General features: G+C 67.2%; 20 protein-coding genes, 4 tRNA genes and 1 pseudogene. 7 read left to right on the forward strand and 18 right to left on the reverse strand.

The genetic code is table 11. From position 1 onward, the window contains the following. Positions 1–14: 14 nt before the first annotated feature. The 6 genes and pseudogenes from AB0G11_RS02890 to AB0G11_RS02915 all read right to left on the reverse strand — a co-directional run bounded on the left by AB0G11_RS02890 (position 15) and on the right by AB0G11_RS02915 (position 2,908). The gene (locus AB0G11_RS02890; protein ID WP_357583704.1) at positions 15–437 is read right to left on the reverse strand and encodes a hypothetical protein; all 423 of its coding nucleotides are present in this window, start codon (positions 435–437) and stop codon (positions 15–17) included. 8 nt (positions 438–445) lie between these two features. After that, positions 446–580: a hypothetical protein gene (locus tag AB0G11_RS02895; protein ID WP_357583706.1), complete on the reverse strand. Its 135-nt coding sequence runs from the start codon at positions 578–580 to the stop codon at positions 446–448. A 158-nt stretch (positions 581–738) separates the two neighbouring features. Further along, positions 739–1,203 (reverse strand): annotated as a pseudogene (locus tag AB0G11_RS02900) (hypothetical protein); the annotation flags it as partial. Positions 1,204–1,433: 230 nt separating this feature from the next. Beyond that, the gene (locus AB0G11_RS02905; protein WP_357583559.1) at positions 1,434–1,952 is read right to left on the reverse strand and encodes a hypothetical protein; all 519 of its coding nucleotides are present in this window, start codon (positions 1,950–1,952) and stop codon (positions 1,434–1,436) included. Between the two features lie 72 nt (positions 1,953–2,024). Next, on the reverse strand, positions 2,025–2,432 hold the full coding sequence (locus tag AB0G11_RS02910; protein WP_357583561.1) for a carboxymuconolactone decarboxylase family protein: 408 nt from the start codon (positions 2,430–2,432) through the stop codon (positions 2,025–2,027). 98 nt (positions 2,433–2,530) lie between these two features. Then, positions 2,531–2,908, reverse strand: a complete 378-nt coding sequence (locus AB0G11_RS02915; RefSeq protein ID WP_357583563.1) for a helix-turn-helix domain-containing protein — start codon at positions 2,906–2,908, stop codon at positions 2,531–2,533. A gap of 68 nt (positions 2,909–2,976) precedes the next feature. Between AB0G11_RS02915 and AB0G11_RS02920 the strand changes: the two genes are divergently transcribed. After that, positions 2,977–3,642, forward strand: a complete 666-nt coding sequence (locus AB0G11_RS02920) for a nitroreductase family protein (protein ID WP_357583565.1) — start codon at positions 2,977–2,979, stop codon at positions 3,640–3,642. An 85-nt stretch (positions 3,643–3,727) separates the two neighbouring features. Here the strand turns inward: AB0G11_RS02920 and AB0G11_RS02925 are convergent, their stop codons facing one another. Beyond that, positions 3,728–4,573 carry an alpha/beta hydrolase gene (locus AB0G11_RS02925; protein ID WP_357583567.1) on the reverse strand — a complete coding sequence of 282 codons (846 nt, stop codon included), beginning with the start codon at positions 4,571–4,573 and terminating at the stop codon, positions 3,728–3,730. A gap of 119 nt (positions 4,574–4,692) precedes the next feature. On the opposite strand from AB0G11_RS02925, the gene AB0G11_RS02930 reads away from it, so the two are divergent. Continuing rightward, positions 4,693–5,673, forward strand: a complete 981-nt coding sequence (locus AB0G11_RS02930; RefSeq protein ID WP_357583569.1) for a helix-turn-helix domain-containing protein — start codon at positions 4,693–4,695, stop codon at positions 5,671–5,673. Between the two features lie 245 nt (positions 5,674–5,918). On the opposite strand, the gene AB0G11_RS02935 is transcribed toward AB0G11_RS02930, so the two are convergent. The 3 genes from AB0G11_RS02935 to AB0G11_RS02945 form a co-directional block, all read right to left on the reverse strand. Next, on the reverse strand, positions 5,919–6,530 hold the full coding sequence (locus AB0G11_RS02935; RefSeq protein ID WP_357583571.1) for a hypothetical protein: 612 nt from the start codon (positions 6,528–6,530) through the stop codon (positions 5,919–5,921). 679 nt (positions 6,531–7,209) lie between these two features. Then, a tRNA-Lys gene (locus AB0G11_RS02940) sits at positions 7,210–7,282 on the reverse strand. A gap of 61 nt (positions 7,283–7,343) precedes the next feature. After that, the gene (locus tag AB0G11_RS02945; RefSeq protein ID WP_357583573.1) at positions 7,344–8,498 is read right to left on the reverse strand and encodes an acyl-CoA dehydrogenase family protein; all 1,155 of its coding nucleotides are present in this window, start codon (positions 8,496–8,498) and stop codon (positions 7,344–7,346) included. Between the two features lie 91 nt (positions 8,499–8,589). On the opposite strand from AB0G11_RS02945, the gene AB0G11_RS02950 reads away from it, so the two are divergent. Beyond that, on the forward strand, positions 8,590–8,883 hold the full coding sequence (locus AB0G11_RS02950; protein ID WP_357583575.1) for a PspC domain-containing protein: 294 nt from the start codon (positions 8,590–8,592) through the stop codon (positions 8,881–8,883). Here the strand turns inward: AB0G11_RS02950 and AB0G11_RS02955 are convergent, their stop codons facing one another. Together AB0G11_RS02955 and AB0G11_RS02960 are read right to left on the reverse strand one after the other, a co-directional pair. Continuing rightward, positions 8,884–10,155, reverse strand: a complete 1,272-nt coding sequence (locus tag AB0G11_RS02955) for an MFS transporter (RefSeq protein ID WP_357583577.1) — start codon at positions 10,153–10,155, stop codon at positions 8,884–8,886. A gap of 110 nt (positions 10,156–10,265) precedes the next feature. Beyond that, entirely contained in the window at positions 10,266–10,607 is a 342-nt protein-coding gene (locus tag AB0G11_RS02960) for a metallopeptidase family protein (RefSeq protein WP_308125808.1), read from the reverse strand. A 42-nt stretch (positions 10,608–10,649) separates the two neighbouring features. On the opposite strand from AB0G11_RS02960, the gene AB0G11_RS02965 reads away from it, so the two are divergent. From AB0G11_RS02965 to AB0G11_RS02980, 4 genes are all read left to right on the forward strand, one after another. Further along, entirely contained in the window at positions 10,650–12,209 is a 1,560-nt protein-coding gene (locus tag AB0G11_RS02965; protein ID WP_357583579.1) for a metallophosphoesterase, read from the forward strand. Then, positions 12,210–12,282, forward strand: a tRNA-Glu gene (locus AB0G11_RS02970). It begins immediately after the preceding gene. A gap of 96 nt (positions 12,283–12,378) precedes the next feature. Next, a tRNA-Asp gene (locus AB0G11_RS02975) sits at positions 12,379–12,453 on the forward strand. Between the two features lie 5 nt (positions 12,454–12,458). Continuing rightward, positions 12,459–12,535 (forward strand) — tRNA-Phe (locus AB0G11_RS02980). 84 nt (positions 12,536–12,619) lie between these two features. Here AB0G11_RS02980 and AB0G11_RS02985 read toward each other — a convergent pair. The 6 genes from AB0G11_RS02985 to AB0G11_RS03010 form a co-directional block, all read right to left on the reverse strand. Beyond that, on the reverse strand, positions 12,620–13,246 hold the full coding sequence (locus AB0G11_RS02985) for a hypothetical protein (protein ID WP_357583581.1): 627 nt from the start codon (positions 13,244–13,246) through the stop codon (positions 12,620–12,622). Positions 13,247–13,316: 70 nt separating this feature from the next. Further along, positions 13,317–14,588, reverse strand: a complete 1,272-nt coding sequence (locus AB0G11_RS02990) for a site-specific integrase (protein WP_357583583.1) — start codon at positions 14,586–14,588, stop codon at positions 13,317–13,319. Next, positions 14,588–14,764: a helix-turn-helix domain-containing protein gene (locus tag AB0G11_RS02995; RefSeq protein WP_357583585.1), complete on the reverse strand. Its 177-nt coding sequence runs from the start codon at positions 14,762–14,764 to the stop codon at positions 14,588–14,590. The genes AB0G11_RS02990 and AB0G11_RS02995 overlap by 1 nt, the downstream gene beginning before the upstream one ends. Beyond that, positions 14,757–16,136: a replication initiator gene (locus tag AB0G11_RS03000; protein WP_357583587.1), complete on the reverse strand. Its 1,380-nt coding sequence runs from the start codon at positions 16,134–16,136 to the stop codon at positions 14,757–14,759. The genes AB0G11_RS02995 and AB0G11_RS03000 overlap by 8 nt, the downstream gene beginning before the upstream one ends. A gap of 96 nt (positions 16,137–16,232) precedes the next feature. Next, positions 16,233–16,355, reverse strand: coding sequence for a hypothetical protein (locus AB0G11_RS03005; protein WP_357583589.1), 123 nt, complete (start codon positions 16,353–16,355; stop codon positions 16,233–16,235). A 3-nt stretch (positions 16,356–16,358) separates the two neighbouring features. Next, the gene (locus tag AB0G11_RS03010) at positions 16,359–16,520 is read right to left on the reverse strand and encodes a DUF3970 family protein (protein ID WP_357583591.1); all 162 of its coding nucleotides are present in this window, start codon (positions 16,518–16,520) and stop codon (positions 16,359–16,361) included. Positions 16,521–16,534: the final 14 nt, after the last annotated feature.

The raw sequence follows: 16,534 nt of genomic DNA on the forward strand, positions 1-16,534 counted from the left end.
TCCTATCTTCCCGATCACCCCGTACGACCCAGGTCGTAGCCGCGCTTCTCCTCCCGATAAATCCGCACCCGCCGGCCGTCGGTGCTGTCGATGACGGACCTTTCACCGAGAGGCCGCTTCAGGGTGAAGCTGACCGGGTGCGCGTAGCCGACCAAATTCTTGAACACGGGCTCTTCCCAGGGCCACTGCCGGGGGCAGTCCTCTTCCACCAGAATGGCGATCACCACCTGCGAGGAGGATTCGTCCAACTGCGTGTCGGCCACCTTCTCGCAGAGCTCCGGGGACCCGGCGCGCGCGCCGAACGACAGGTCCACCGTCAACGTACGCCCGTCCGCCGACAGCTTCGCGTTCCCGATGTCCTCCCACGAGGAGGTCGCGCACCCGGCCAGGGTCAACGCGGTAGCCACCAGAACGAGGAACGACTTGCCGGCAGGCATGAGAGGGCTCAATCCGGCAGCCTCTCCAAGGCCAGCGCCCAGGGGTAGTCGTCGATGCGGTCGGGTCCGGTGCTGGGCGGGTGCGGCTCGAACTGGCCCGGGCCGAGCAGGACGCGGATGCCTTCGGCGCGAAGCCCCTCCACGCTGCGCCGGAAGGGGGCGCGGGAGGCGAGGGCGGTGTTGACGAAGGGCAGGACGACGACGGGGATGCCGAGTCGGGCGCCTCGGAGAGCAGGCCGAGTGCGTAGGTGTCGGCGATGCCCTGGGCGAACTTGTTGATGGTGTTGTACGTGGCGGGAGCGACGATGATGGCGTCCGCGCGTGGGGACTTGGGCTCCGCGGGCTTGCGGTACTGGCTGCGTACGGGACGGCCGGTCTGCTTCTCCAGCTCTGCGACGTCGATGAAGTCCAGGGCGGGTGGTGTGGCCACGACCTGGACGGTCCAGCCGGCCTGTTGGGCCAGGGTGACGAGTCGGCCGACGTCGGGGGCGGGCCCGGCGGCGCAGACGATGACGTGGAGGAGCTTGCCGGATCGGCTCACGCGATGGACTCCCAGGGTGGCGACGTATTCACGGCAGCCTGCCACTTCCACCGAGGGCAGGGAACCGGGCGGGCTGCCCAACCGGCGTCCGCCCAGGTCAGATGGGGTGGAGCCTGGGGCTCGAACCCGGAACCTACGGATCAAGTTCGGCCGACCAAGATCCCCCGGCAGAAAGGGGAGCGAAGCAGCTACTCGACCCTGATGTGGATACTCGGGCATACACATGAGTAGCGCGGTTGATCCCGGTATATCCCCGTGCCTCGTCCTATGACATCGCCTGATGCGTCCCTGAGGGCCAGATCCACTGCGCCCTCATAGACGGCAGCATTGATCCCCAGCATTGCCAGCCCGCCCTCGTACTGCGGAGTGGAGTAGGCGGGGTTGTCCAAAGGGACCACGGTGCACGGATGTCCTCCCGAGCAGACATCCCGCGTGTGAGCGCGACTGGCGGCAAACTAGACGCCGACCTTTTTCACAGACCCGATGACAAAGACGTCGCCATTCGGAGCATGAGTGAGGCAGTCGAGGTCCCCATAAGCCTTATACCCAAAGGGCTTGCTCCTGCCCCATTTCTCGAACCCGCCCACCAGGGCTACCGAAGATCCTTGCAGGATGTCGCCGACGTCGGGGACGGTAACGCCGCGTTTTCCGTTCATCTGTGTCGGGGTCGTGCCCTTCGGCCAGACAAGCCCCATAGGCGATGAGCCGGCGGTCACCAGCTCCAAGCATCGGTTCGCGGAGTTGTAGGCCAGCTCACCTTCTGCGGCGACCAGGAAGTTGAGAGTTGAGCTGCGTACGACGATCTTCGGGTCGTGACCGACCGCATGTACATGGTCGATACCGTTTCGTACGGCATCGGATGGTTGGCTGGTAGGAGGCGCTGTAACCGCTACGCCACCGCCCACCGAGGCGCAGGCCAGCAGTGCCAAAACGGCTGTGCCGGCGGGCAAAGGACGGCAGCGTAACAGTCTCATGGATACATTCAACCGCCTGAAGGGGCTTGGACGATCGGGCGGTTGACCACTATGGAAATCTACGCCCGCACTTCACTCACCGAGTGTCGGAAGCTGCTCCATGAACGAGACCGCTCTGCGAAGGAGCGGAATGGTGACCGACCCGCCTCCCACAAGGGCGATCTGCAGCGCCTCAAGCACCTGTTCACGAGAGACCCGCTCTTCATCACATCGTTCGAGATGGTAATAGACGCACTCCTCGCAGTCCTTCATCACGGACACCACCAGGCCGAGCAGTTCTTTGACCGAGGCCGGCAGGGCGCCGGGCGCGTACGCCGCGCCGTCCAAGGCGAAGAACGATTCAAACAGCGACCCGCTGCTGCGCAGACGCTCATTTCCGTCGGCTCTGGCCTTGCGGAAAGCTTCTGGGGAAGGCGTCACGGTCAGATGTTCGCGGACATGAAAGGCGGTGTCGGCCTGAGGGCCGGTGGAGCTGGACATGTGGACATTATGATTCGCCGATCAGCTTCACCACCAACGATGATTTCCGTTGGGACTATCAGTGATGCTTATCGCCAGGCTTCCCGATGCCCGGTCAGTCAGTCATGTGCTCGCTCCCGGGCCCGTTCGATCTCGTTGATGTTGTCCTCCGTCCACCGGCGGAGCGCCGTGATGGGCTCGGCGAGACTGCGCCCGAGCGCGGTGAGCTCATAGTCCACCCGGGGCGGGATGGTGGGGTGGACGGTGCGCGTGACGAACCCGTCGCCTTCGAGGCTGCGCAGGGTCTGGGTGAGCATCTTCTGCGAGACGCCCTCGATGCGTCGGCTCAGGTCGGTGTAGCGCATGGTGCCGTCAAGGAGGGCATCCACGACGAGGATCGTCCATTTGCCTGCGATGTGATCCAGCACCTGGCGGGTCGGGCACTTCGCCGAGAAGGCGTCGGCCGGCAACCCGGAGGACTCCACAATGGTCTCCATGAAGGGAGAGTAACGCACTAATTAGTGCCTTCTTCCGCATGGAGAGCCGCTCTCCGATAGTGAGTGGCATGACGCCTCACACCATGTCTGTCGCCGAAGCCATCCGCACCCGCCGCACCGTCCGTCACTACCGCCCCGATGCGGTCTCGGCGGACGTGCTCGACGCACTCCTCGCCCTCGCCATCGAGGCGCCCACCAGCTGGAACCTCCAGGACCGGTCCATCGTCGCCGTCACCAGTGACGAAGGTCGTGCGGATCTGGCCTGGGCCACTGGTGGTCAGCCCCAGCCGCAGGAGGCGCCGCTCATGCTGGTCTTCGTCGCCGAGCCGCTGTCCTGGCGCGAGGACCACAGCGACGTCTACGAGCAGGCCCGTCGCAATGGAGCATGGAACGACGAGTTCGTCACGATGTTCTCTGCGGCGTCGCAAGCCTTCCAGGCGGATCTTGAGGAGCGCGGCCTGCTGCGGGAGTACGCGGTCAAGGACGCGATGATCGCGGCCAGTTACGTGATGCTCGCCGCCACGGAGATGGGGCTCGCCACTTCGCCGATGAACGGCTGGGACGAGGCCAAGGTGAAGAAGGCGATCGGCATCGAAGACCGCGACGACCTGGCCATCGCCCTGCTGATGTCCATCGGCTATCCGGCGGAGGAGCGTCGCCACCCCGGCCGCCGGGCACGGGAACGCAACGTGTTCCGCGAGTCCTACGGATCGCCCGAACACCACTCCCGATGACGACGCCCCTCACCGGAAACGATCGCCGGATCGGCATGGGCTGGGCAGGAGGGGCTCGCCCTGCGACCGGCCGCCGCCTGACGTCTCAGGCGTCGCCGCCCAGAAGCCAGCGCAGCATGGCGGGCGTGGCGGCGAAATGACCGGCGTGACCTGCGTCGTCCGCCTCGATGAGCGTGGCGGACGGGATGCGGGCGGCCAGCCAGCGCCCGTGCGTCACCGGGACGACCGTGTCCAGGGACCCGTGCCAGATCCGCACCGGCACGTCGATCGTCGCCGGGTCGAACCCCCACGGCAGCCCGTACAGGGCGAATTCATCGTCGATCCACCCGTCCTTGCCGGGCCGTACGGCTTCCGCGAAAGCCGGCCGAAGCATGGCCTGGACCTCGGGCTGGGCCAGGACGGCCTGCTCGGCGGGCGGCAGCAGCGTGGCGGGGCTCGCGCTCTCCTCGTCCTCGGCGAACAGCTTGACCAGGGCGTCCCTGCTGATCAGCGCCGCCTCGGAGGAACGACGGTTGCTCTCCATCATGCCGGTCGTCCAGTCCAGCCCGGGCGCGTCGCACGGCGCCAGGCTCGCCAGGGCAGCGGCGCGCGTGACGCGGCCGGGGTGGCGGGCGGCGAAGGCGAGCGCGTGCGGCCCGCCTCCTGACACGCCGAACACGGGGAAGCGGTCGAGGCCGAGGGCGTCGGCGATCGTGCGGATGTCCTCGGCGGCGTCCACCACCCGGCGTCCGCCATGCGGCGTGGAGCTCCCGTAGCCGGGCCGGTCGTAGGTGATCAGCCGGATGCCCAGCTCGGTGAAGAGCTCGGGGTGCGGGTAGCGCGCGAGGCGGCTCATGGGTGTGCCGTGGGTGTACACGACAGGGCTGCCGCCGGGCTCGCCCCACTCCTCGACGGCCAGGGTGCGGCCGTCGGCCGCCTTCACCTCACGCACGCTCGATCTCCTTCGCCGCGAATCTTTCGCAACCTACGCTATTCAGCACCTGTTAGGAGGATGCGGCCGAAGCGTGTCATAAAGCGGACGAAAGGTGCCATTCGCGTAGGCTCGCGGGTGTGATCGAGGGGACCGTGTCGACCCAGCTGGCCCGGCTACTGGCCGGCGCCGCGGGGGCGAACGCCGCGCCGGCGGCCTTCGGCGACGAGCTCCACCACGACCTGGTGCGGGTGCCGGCGTCGGTCACCGACGCGCTCTGGGAGGAACTGGCCGGTGTCACGGCCGCGCAGCTCGTACGCGCCCTGCCCGACCAGGGCGTCGGGCTGTGGAGCCACATGTTCGGCGGGGGCGAGAACCTGCTGGACGGCCTGCGCGACGCCGCCAGATACCTCCCGATCCTGGCCGATCCGGCGACCGAGTCGATCGAGGTGCTCGACGACGGCGAGCTGACCACAGTGCGCCACAGCTCCACGACCCGCCTGGCCTCGGCGGTGGCCGCCGCCCGGATCGAGTTCGGTCTCGGCGTGGTGCTCGAACAGTTGCGCCGCGCCGGAGGCAGGACGGTCACGCCCGTGCACGTGGGGTTCAGCCATGCCGCGCCCCGGCGTCACGACGGCGTCGCCGAGCTGTTCGGCAGCCGGAACGTCACCTTCGCCGCCGAATCCGACAGCCTGACGTTCCTCACCGCCGACCTCACGACGCCGCTGCCGTACGCCAGGCCCGGCCTGGCCCAGGTGCTGCGGCAGCATGCCGACCTCCTGCTGCGCACCGTACGGCCGGCGTCGACCTGGCACGACAGGTTCCGCGCGGCCGTGGCCGACGCGCTGCGCGACGGCGACTGCTCGTTGCGGGCGGTCGCCGCCCGCCTGGCCCTCAGCTCCCGCACGTTGCAGCGCCGCCTGGCCGAGCAGGGCACCACCTGGCGGGCCGAGCTGGAGACCGTACGGCAGGACAGGGCGGTGCGGCTGCTGCGGGACACAGACCTCACCGTCGACGCCGTCGCCGACCGGGTCGGCTACAGCGACGCCCGCGCCCTGCGCCGCGCCACGCATCGCTGGCACGGCGGCTCACCACGCACCGTACGCGGAAAGCCCACGTAACCTGTGGGCTCGAACCCGGAACCCAACTGAACCTGTAACTGGGGATCCTGTGATCACGGCACCCCCGGGGCTTGAGCACTGACAGGCACCCCGCCCCTGCTTGCGGAGTGATCTGATCTGACTACCACGGCTTCCACTTGGGCGACCGGCAACCGTGACTGACCTCTGCTGACCCCCTTAGTGCCACGCTAATGGCACGGCGACCAGGTGTGTGGTCACGGGGTCTGTTCTGCCGGACCTCTGTCCTAAGGTGTGCGGTCACCGTATTTTTGGATGATCGAGCTGAGAGTGTGTGGGGCTGACGGAATCTCCTGCCCTAGTGGATCCGGTGAAATGACGCCGGTGTGTACGGATCGCATCCATTCGTCGTCGACCACAGCCTGGCATAGCGCTTCGGCGGTGATGAGCGTGGCGAGGCCACACCTGTTCTCCCAGGTCTCCCGACCCGCTGGGCTGGCGGCGATCCACTGTTCGACACTCGCGAGATCGGGATCTGGATACCAATCCCAGTCCGTCATGTCGAACCTGACCACCAGGCCGCTTTCCGTCCGATAAGAAAGTAATGCTGGGGCTTCATCGATCCATACAACGCTCAGGCATGGGCCGTACTGCGCCAGAATGGGAAGAGCTCCCTCGGTGACGGAATCGACGCGGTAGTCCATGATGACGGTGCCCTTGCCGAGGCGCCCGATGAACATGTCGACGTCGTCAGCGTTGAAGCGCGCCGGCTGAGTGCTCTCGGGTGAGATGTCGTACGCAGCCAGGACGTCGTCAACCTTGGTGGCAGAGCACCACGTCAAGTCGACGACCAGCCCGGTTTGCAGGCGAAACCACTCGTAGTAGGTTGAGTCGATCACGGACGCTTCCTCTCGGCTGACACCGCCATGGGCCATGCGCAATGATCTTGGCGCATCCGCCTGCCGTCCGCCGCCGAACCGCGATCAGCCACGTTGCTCGCCGAGCCAGGGTGAGAAACGAACCCTGGGTCGTCGATCGCCCCCAAGCACATACGGCGTCCAACCATGCAGTGGTGATCGTAGGACTGCATCTGTGCGGCGGCGCGGCAACCCCGGTCGGTGCGTTCGGTCGGTACGGCGGGAGTGGCGTGCGGTGGGCGGGCGGGCGGAGGGCCGGAGGTACGGCGGCGCGCCGCGTCGCCGCTTGACGCGGACGAGGCCCGAGACGTCCTGGACGTGGCCCACCACCAGGGGAACGGAACCCGCTGGTCCGTGGCGCTCGCTCTCGGCCTTGGAAGTACGTGGACCTCAAGCGGGGCGTCATCCGGGTCTTCTGGCAGGCCGCAAGCACGTTTGTACCAAGGAGGGGCAGAATTTCTGCGCGCCCGACTGCACGAAACACGCCCCCTCCTGCCCCGAACGGGTAGGCGGCTGGATCTTCGGGAAGCCCAAGGGCAAGAGCAAGCGAACCGTGATGATCCCGCCACCGCTGATCCCGCTGGGCTAACCGCAACTGGAAATGCAACTGGGCGGGCTTCCGGATCATGGAGATCGGGGAGTCCGCCCAGGTCATGTGGGGTAGGGCGCCCGGGGCTCGAACCCGGAACCTACGGATTAAAAGTCCGCAGCTCTGCCAATTGAGCTAACGCCCCTCGCAACGACAAGCGTACAGAGATTACCGCCCCGCCCGCGACGCCATTCGCTCTCGTCTCGTCACCGGTAAGCGGCCAGCCCGGTCAGCGCCTCGCCGAGCACCAGCGTGTGGATCTCCTGGGTGCCCTCGTAGGTCAGCACCGACTCCAGGTTGTTCATGTGCCGGATCACAGGGTACTCCAGGGTGATCCCGTTGCCGCCGAGGATGGTGCGGGCCTCCCGGGCGATGTCCAGGGCGGCGCGGACGTTGGCGAGTTTGCCGAAGCTGATCTGCCGGGGCTCCAGGGTGCCGGCGTCCTTGAGCGCGCCGAGGTGGAGGGCGGTCAGCCCGGCCTGGGCGGCGCCGACGTACATCCAGGCGAGTTTGTCCTGGGTGAGCTGGAAGGCGCCGATCGGCTTGCCGAACTGCACGCGGGTCTTGGCGTACTCGACGGCGGCCTCCAGGCAGGCGCGGGCGGCGCCGACGACTCCCCACAGGATGCCGAAGCGCGCCTCCGACAGGCACGACAGCGGCCCCTTGAGGCCGCGTACGCCGGGGAGCACGGCGCTGCCGGGCAGACGGACGTCGTCGAAGTAGAGGGACGAGGTGACCGATGCCCTAAGGGACAGCTTCTTGTGGATCTCAGGGGCGGAGAAGCCGGGGGTGTCGGTGGGGACGACGAAGCCGCGGATGCCGTCGTCGGTCTGCGCCCAGACGACAGCCACGTCGGCGATGGAGCCGTTGGTGATCCACATCTTGGAGCCGTTGAGGATCCAGTCGTCGCCGTCGCGCTTGGCGTACGTGCGCATGTTGGCGGGGTCGGAGCCGTGGTCGGGCTCGGTCAGGCCGAAGCAGCCGATGGCCTCGCCGGCGGCCATGCGCGGCAGCCACTGCTCCTTCTGCTCGTCGGACCCGTAGCGCCAGATGGGGAACATGGCGAGCGAGCCCTGCACCGACACGAACGAGCGCAGCCCGGAGTCGCCGGCCTCCAGCTCGCGGCAGGCGACGCCGTACGAGGTCGCGTCGGTGCCGGCGCAGCCGTAGCCCTCCAGGTGCATGCCGAGCAGGCCGAGCGCACCGAGTTCGGGGGCGAGCTCGCGGGCGGGGAAGGTCGCCTCCTCGAACCAGTCGCCGACGTGCGGCAGCACGCGGTCGGCGACGAAGGTGCGCACGGTGTCGCGGATGAGTCGCTGGTCGGCGTCGAGCCGGTCGTCCAGCCGCAGCAGGTCGTCCATCGCGCGTCCTCTCCTCGCTTAGGGGGCTACCAGGGTTCTACCAGGGGCAATCCCGATGTGCGAACGCAGGGCGGCAGGGCAGTCTTGGGGCATGAGCGAATACAACACCAAGCAGCTGCGCAGGACCCGCAAGGGCAGGATCATCGCGGGCGTGTGCTCGGGCGTCGGGGAGTACGTGGGGATCGACGCGAACCTCATCCGCATCGGCCTCGCGGTCATGACGCTGTTCGGCGGGCTGGGCGTGGGTGTGTACGCGATCGGCTGGCTGCTCATGCCCGAGGAGGGAAAGGAGACGTCGATCGTCCAGGACCTGATCAACAAGCAGCAGAGCAACAGCGGCGGCGGCACCAGCCCGTGGAGCGACGAGCAGAAGCCGCAGCAGTGATCAGGTCGCGGTCTGCGTGCGCACGCGGCCGCGCGACTCGGTCCAGATCATGGCCAGCACGGCGGCCACGATGAGGCCGGTGATGCCCGACAGGGCGACCACCGGCTCGGGGCCCAGCTTCTCGGCGGCGTAGCCGCCGATGAGGATCGCGACGCCCTGCGCGGCCATGAGCCCGGACTGCACCAGCCCGAACGCCTGTCCGCGCTGGTCAGGAGGGACTCGCTGGACGAAGGCGGCGTTCGCGGCGAGCTGATAGGCGCCCCCGATTCCCGACAGGACCCACGCCCCCAGCACGACCTCCAGCGGCGGCCGCATCGCCGTCACGATCAGCGGCGCGCAGCTCAGCATGGCCAGCCAGCCCATCAGCCGCATCCGCCCGGGCGGCGTGACGAACCTGCTGAACAGGAACGCCCCCACCACCGTGCCCAGCGGCATCGCCGCCATCAGCAGGCCGGTGATCACCGGCACGGGCAGGGTGCCGGTGTAGAGCTCGACGGCGTACGGCACCGCGATGCCCTCGGGCAGCACGTAGAAGCCGCACAGCCAGGCGAACAGCACCAGCGTGCGCAGCTTGCGGTCGCCGAACACGAGGCGGGCGCCGGCCCTGGTCATCGTCCACATGGACGGTCTGCCGCCGGCGTGCTCGCTCGCGGGGCGCCGCCGTACGCCGGTGACGAGGATCAGCGCGGAGGCGAGGAACGTGGCCGCGTTGATGGCGAGCGCGCGGTAGGGGCCGAGGGCGGCGATCACGGCGCCGCCGGCGGCGAAGCCGAGCATCTGCACGGCCTGGTTCGTCATGTTCTGCAACGCGGAGCCGACGACGTAGCGGTCGCCTTCCAGCACTTCGGGCAGCAGCGCGGCGCGCGCGGCCGAGAACGGGGCGCTGAGCAGCACCACCAGGAACACCAGCCCGCACAGCACCGGGAACGGCATGAACGGCAGCGCCATCACGCCCACGAGCGCGGCGCGCAGCAGGTCGCAGGCCACCATGACGCCCCGGCGCGCGAATCGGTCGGCGAGCCCGGCCAGCAGCGGCCCGCCCAGGATCGACGGCAGGTAGGTCAGCGCGTAGACGGCGGCGGTGGCCAGGGCGGAGCGGGTGCGGTCGTAGACGAGCACGGCGAGGGCCACCTGGGCGAGCTGGTCGCCGAGCAGCGACAGCCCCTGGCCGTACCAGAGCGCTCTGAACTCCTTGACGGCGATGACCTCACCGTAAGTGGCTTGGCGCTCTGTGGCACGGCGATGCCGTCCCGGCAGCCGTCGCGTCCGCATGGCCCCCATTGGACTCCGCTGTGCCTGACTGAGAGTGTTCAGTATGTCACCTAAGGTGCCCGATCATTCGGCAAGGCGCAACCCATTGGCGTCACCCGGAGGTTAAAGGGTCACCAACCCAGCTCATGGAGACGGTCGTCGTCGATGCCGAAGTGGTGGCCGACCTCGTGAACCACCGTGATCCGTACCTCCTCGACGACCTGCTCTTCCGTGTCGCAGATCTGACAGATCGGATTGCGGTAGATCTCGATGCGGTCGGGCAGGACTGCGGAGTACCAGTCGCCGCGCTCGGTGAGGGGAATGCCGGTGTACAGGCCCAGAAGGTGGGGTTCTGGCGGATCGTCCACAACTGTGACGACAACATTGCTCATGACACGGGTCAGCTCCGGAGGGATCGTGTCCAGCGCCTCGGCCACGAGCTCTTCGAACTTCTCCGGGGAAACCTCGATCACACGTGCCATTCTGCCTCGCGGGCTGGGTAAGCAAGAAACCGTATGAAGTTCCTGGACAGGTTGAAAGCAGTCATCAGGTCGCGGGCGTCCAAAGCTGTGGCGGTGCTCGTCGTCGCCGCGGCCGGCGCCTGGCTGGGCATCTTCCTCAGCGGGACCGTGCACGCGCAGGTCGGCCCCGTCGAGACCGGCATGTCCGTCGCCCCCTCCTGGAGCGGCGAGACGATCGTCGACGCCAGCCCGCTGGGCACGCTCACGTTCGGCACCCACGACGCCCCGCTGACCCTGCGCATCACGCTTGAGAACATCGACCAGGAACGCGCCAAATCGCTCCTCGAAGACCCCCGCCTCACCGACCGGCTGCCCAGCATCATCGAGCGCGACCTGCTCGCCGGCGTGCGCGAGCTCGCCATCCGCTCGCTGCTGTGCGCCGCCGCCGGCGCGCTGATCGCCGTCCTCATGGTGTTCAGGCGGCCCCGCGTCGCCCTGACGGGCCTCCTGGTGGCCGCTGTGGCGCTCGCCACGACCGGACTGGTCGCCGCCCGGACCTTTCACCCCGGCTCGCTCGTCGAGCCCCGCTACACGGGCCTCGTCGCCGCGGCGCCCTCCCTCGTGGGCAGCGCCGAGTCGATCGTCACCCGGTTCGAGTCGTACCGCTCGCAACTCACCAAACTCGTCACCAACGTCTCGAAGCTGTACGACGCGGTCTCAACCCTTCCGGTGTACGACGCCGACCCCCGTTCCATCCGCGTCCTGCACGTCTCCGACATCCACATCAACCCGATCGCCTGGAACGTCATCCGGTCCCTGACCGAACAGTTCACCGTCGACCTGATCGTCGACACCGGCGACATCTCCGACCACGGCAGCAAGGCCGAGAACAAGTTCGTGGAGGAGATCGGCCGCCTCGGCGTCCCGTACGTGTACGTACGCGGCAACCATGACTCCAAGACCACCGAGAAGGCCGTCGCCAAGCAGAAGAACGCCGTCGTCCTCGACGACAAGATGCGCAACGTCGCCGGACTCAGCATCTACGGCCTCGGCGACCCGCGCTTCACCCCGGACAAGTCCGTACACGTCGACACCGACCCGGCCTCGCTCGAAGCCTTCGGCCGCGCCCACAGCGAGAACGTCGAGAACGCCGACCTCGTGGCCGTCCACGACGACATCGTCGCCCGCGGCTTCTCCGGCGCCACGCCGATGGTCCTGGCCGGTCACGCCCACAAACGCTCCACCACCATGCTGCCCACCGGCACTCGCATCCTCGTCCAGGGCTCCACCGGCGGCGCCGGCCTGCGCGCCCTCGAACACGCCGAACCCACGCCCGTCCAGGCCTCCGTCCTGTACTTCGACCGCGAGACGAAACGCCTGCAGGCCTGGGACGACATCACCCTCGGCGGACTCGGCGAGCAGTCGGTGTACATGCAGCGTCACGTGGAGCCCGACCCGGGACGTATGATTTCCCCAGCGCCGACGAACGCCCCGTCGCCAACGGGGACGCTCAGCGGCACTACGTCACCGGCCGCCGGTTCGCCACTTTGGCATCAAGGGCAATCGTCCCCTATGCTTCAGAGGTCTCCGACGGAAGGCGACAGGGAATCCTGAGCCCCCATCGTCTAGCGGCCTAGGACACCGCCCTTTCAAGGCGGCGGCACGGGTTCGAATCCCGTTGGGGGCACCGCGAGCGCCTAGCGCACCCGCGAAACGGCAGGTCGAAGGACCTCCGAAGAGCTGGTAAGCTAAGCGAGCGCAAAGAGAACGAAGCAAGACGCAAGGTCCTGTAGAGCAGTTTGGAGTGCTCGCCACCCTGTCAAGGTGGAGGTCGCGGGTTCAAGTCCCGTCAGGACCGCTCTGGGTCAGGTAGCTCAGTTGGTACGAGCGTCCGCCTGAAAAGCGGAAGGTCGGCAGTTCGACCCTGCCCCTGACCACCAGCTTTGAACAGTAGAAATGCCCCGAACGGATCATCGTTCGGGGCTTTTTGATGTCTGGTGACAGTAACACTGACAGCAACGTCATCAGTCTTCCTCAGCCATCTCTTGGAGATAGCGGAAGTGCTCGTCTATACCGACCTCTGAGCCCGTGAGGTAGCTGGCAATCCCCTCCATCTCGTTATGAAACGCTCGCATGTCGAGGCACCAGATCTTGTCCAGAGTGCTCGCACCCTTGGTGTTGATCGGATAACGCGTCTCTTGCCCCGTTGGGTCCATCTCATGAAGCTGGAGTATGAGACGTCCTACGTGAGCTGTCGTCTCTGTGTCCTCTTCGCCGAAGGCTTCAGACTTTTGGATGAGGTCAGTAGCAACGCTCCACAACTTGTCGAGCCTGTGATGCTTAGGCACCTCGACGGGAAGGCCGAGTTCGTACTGGACTTGGTTGATCAGGGACTTTAGATGAAGTTCGACGTAGTGCCGCCAGCAGACCAGGAAGGGCAGAACCAAGCTGTCTCGATGAGGGCTACCTGCCTCGACCTCTTTCAAGATGGTGCCCGCCGCAGCCCGGAAGCCTTCGACATGACCCAACCATGGGTCTGCGACGGAGCGCCGGTATCGCGGGAAGGCAGTGGTCGGGGTCTCGTTGGAGACCTCCCTGAGGAGGTCGCTGTCTGCGCTCGGCCATACAGGCGAAGGCTCGTCCCATTCCATGGAGAGAGTGTGGGCACAAATGGTTAAGCGCCTCAACCGATTTGGGTTGAGGCGCTGACTTCCTCACTTCTTACGCTAGTGCGTCACCGAGTTTGCCCAGTGCAAGACGCTTGTCGTCGAGAGAGACATGAGCGTAGATGGTCATGGTTACTTCGATGTCGCTATGGCCGACGACGTCCCGGACGACCTGGGGCGGGACCCCGAGGTTGAGCAGGAGCGTCACGCAGGTGTGGCGGAGGTCGTGAAACCTCATCTCGCCGAGGCCAGCAGTGTTGCGGATCGCTCCCCAGCTTCGCCGTAGGTTGTCCGGCTCCATCGGGGTTCCGCAGCGCGAGGGGAAGACGAGGCCGTGTTCCTTCCACTCCTCCCAGCGGTCTGAGCGTTCGGCGAACTGCATCCTTCGGTGCTCCCGTAGGGCCTCCACACAAATGGGCGGCAGCGGGACAGTCCGCTCTGAGTCGGAGGTCTTCGGGCGGACGAATTGAAGGCGGCCCGCGACCCGCTGGAGGCTCTGGACAACTTCCAGTTTGCCGGCCTCAAGGTCGACGTCCGTCCAGCGGAGCCCGAGGAGTTCCCCACGGCGCAGGCCGAGGCAGAGCGCCAGGACGTACAGCGCGTAGAGCCGGTGGTCCCGAGCGGCCTTGAGAACGGCGCGGGCCTGCGGGACGGTGAGGCCACGATTGACCTTGTACTTGGGCACCGGGACCTTGATGAGCTTCGCGACGTTGCGGGCGATGATCTCTTCACGTACGGCGCACTCCAGCGCGTTCCGAAGGACTGCATGGATGGACTGGACCATGCGAGTGGACAAGCGGGAGTCGCAGCACTGACCGCCTTTAAGGGCGCAGCACACCGGCTTCTCGCGGGAAGCGTCCCAGCCGTTCCGGCAGCACTGGCATTCGGAGCGGACTCGGTTGATGAAGAGGCGAACGTCCTGGGCGTTGAGCTTGCCGAGACGCTTCTTGCCCAGGCCGGGGATGAGGTGGAGGCGGACGACGCCCTCGTACCCCTGGTAGGTCTTGGGACGCCGTTCCTGGCTGACGATGTTCTTCAGCCAGTAGTTCAGGAAGTCGGCCAGTGTCCAGTTCTCAGAGGAGACGGGGATGCCCTCGTCGGCCTGGCGGAGAAGTTCGGTCAGTTTCTTGCGGGCGTCCTCCTGGGTACGTGCGGAGCCCTGAACGCGCTTCACCGTTCCAGCGGTCGTCTGGACGAAGGCGGCGTAGCCGTAACGGCCGTCCTTGCGCGGCCAGATGCTTCCTTCGCCGTTGGAGCGCTTACGGATGCGGCGGCCCGTTCGGCGCTTCGGCTCCTCCTCAGGGGTGCCGAGCATGGTCTTGGCCATCACGCCACCTCCACGAGGGTCTTGAGGCACTCGGTCAGGGCGTCGACGGGGACGAGGCGGCGACGGCCGATTTTGATTGTTCGGAGCCGCTTGGAGTGGATCAGGGTGTAGAGGGTCCACCGGCTGACGCGGAGACGCTGGGCGGCCTCGTCGACGGTGAGCACGAGGTCATTCATGCGAGACCACCCCCATGCACGCCGTGTCTATGAGGGTGGCCACGAGGAGTTGGTCTCCGATGGAGTGGCCCTTGCCCGCGTACTCCCATTCGCTGATCACGAGGACGGTGTCCTCAGCGAAGAGAGGGAGACGACCAGTGGTGATGTCGTGGTCGCGGGCGTGGTGTTCTCGGGCTGCTCGAAGTTGGCCGAGGGTGGTGGAGTAGTAGCGGGATCGGGTGGAGAAGTGGCCCCGGAATCCGAGCATGTGTGCCCAGTCCATAAGCCGTAGCTCCGCCAGCTCTGGTAGGGCGCCGAGGTGCATGCAGGTGGTGATGAGGCGGCGGGCGTGGTCGCGCAGGTTGAAAGCGGCCAGGTCATCGAGAGGGTTGATGCGGCGATCCAGGGTGCCGACGCATTCGGCGGCCTTGGTGGCGTACTTGGCGATGTAGCCGGCCACTGCTTGTTCGGTGAGGTCGCCGGTCAACGTGATGGGCTGGATGTCGAGCTGGGCGCCCCAGCGCAGGACGAGCGCGGATTGATCCTGGTGGGCGGGTGCGGTGGCCGTGACGGCTTGGGCAGCGTGTCGGACGGCCAGGGTGAGGGCGTCGGCGGTGGCCCAGGCCGGGGGCGGTGTGGTGGGTCCGTCGGGGCCGTCGAGGCGGATGACGGCGTGGAAGTGGACGACGCCGCGCCGCTGGTATTCGGCGACCTTGGCGAAGGACAGGGTGAGATGGTGGCGGAGGTCTTTGAGGGCCAGGCCGCCGGTCTTGGCGAGGTGTCGGCGTACGGAGTCGGCGAAGCGCTTCCACAGCAGCGGCGCGAGCGCGTTGAACAGGACGCTGCCGGTGTAGTCGTAGCAGTCCGGGCACAGCGGTTCGCCGAGACGGGGGTCGTCTGCGTGGTGGCGTTCAGTGCAGGACATGACGCGGCCGTGCGGGCAGGTGTCGGCGTTACGACGGGCGTGGCAGGGCTGCACCTTGCCGCCGTGCTCGCGGCGGGCGTGGACGGTGCCGAAGGAGGGAGCCGTGAGCGTGACGAACAGCGTTGGATGCGCGGTGACGGTGTCCGGTACGCCCTTGCCGCCGATGAGTCCGGCGCGGATGAGTTGGTAGGTGTCGGCTCGGTAGGTCTCGGCGCAGGCGGGGCAGCGGGAGGCGCGGCGGGTCTTGCAGGGGACGCGCAGGATGCCGTCGGGCTCGGTGCGGGTGGTGTAGCGGTGCAGGAGTTGGCCGGTGGCGCGGTCGTAGTGGTCGACCCTGCCACGTAGGTGGATGGGCTGGCGGCAGCCGCCGGTGTGGCGGACCTGGGTTGCCCAGCGGTCGTAGTCGGGGCGGTTCAGGCGCTTGATCATGCCGGTGATGGCGTGCGCGTTGGCGTGTGTTGTGGGCAAGATGGAGACCTCCTCTCACTCGTTCGGGTGATGGGGATGGCCCCCGACCTGGCGTGTGTCTTGGCGGATGTGCGGCCAGGCCGGGGGCGCTGCGCGTTATGCGCCGTGGTTGTCGATGCCGGTGCCGTCGCAGTCAGCGCACCGGTCGTCTTCGAAGTGCAGGCCGGTGCCGTTGCAGGTGCAGCAGCGGTAGTGGATCACCGGCAGCTCAGCGAGCATGGGTTACTTCCTTTCGCGTGTGCGGGTGGTGAGGTAGATGCGCCAGTGGTGCGGGTGGGTGCGGTCGGGGTAGGCGCGGGATACGGCGTAGACGGTGAAGTGCAGGCGCAGGCGGAACAGGGCGTCGACGATTTCGGCTCGGGTGCCGTCGATGCGGACTCGCATGGGTGTTGGGTTCC

Origin of the sequence: Nonomuraea sp. NPDC023979, assembly GCF_040639085.1 — a bacterium.
GTDB lineage: Bacteria > Actinomycetota > Actinomycetes > Streptosporangiales > Streptosporangiaceae > Nonomuraea > Nonomuraea ceibae.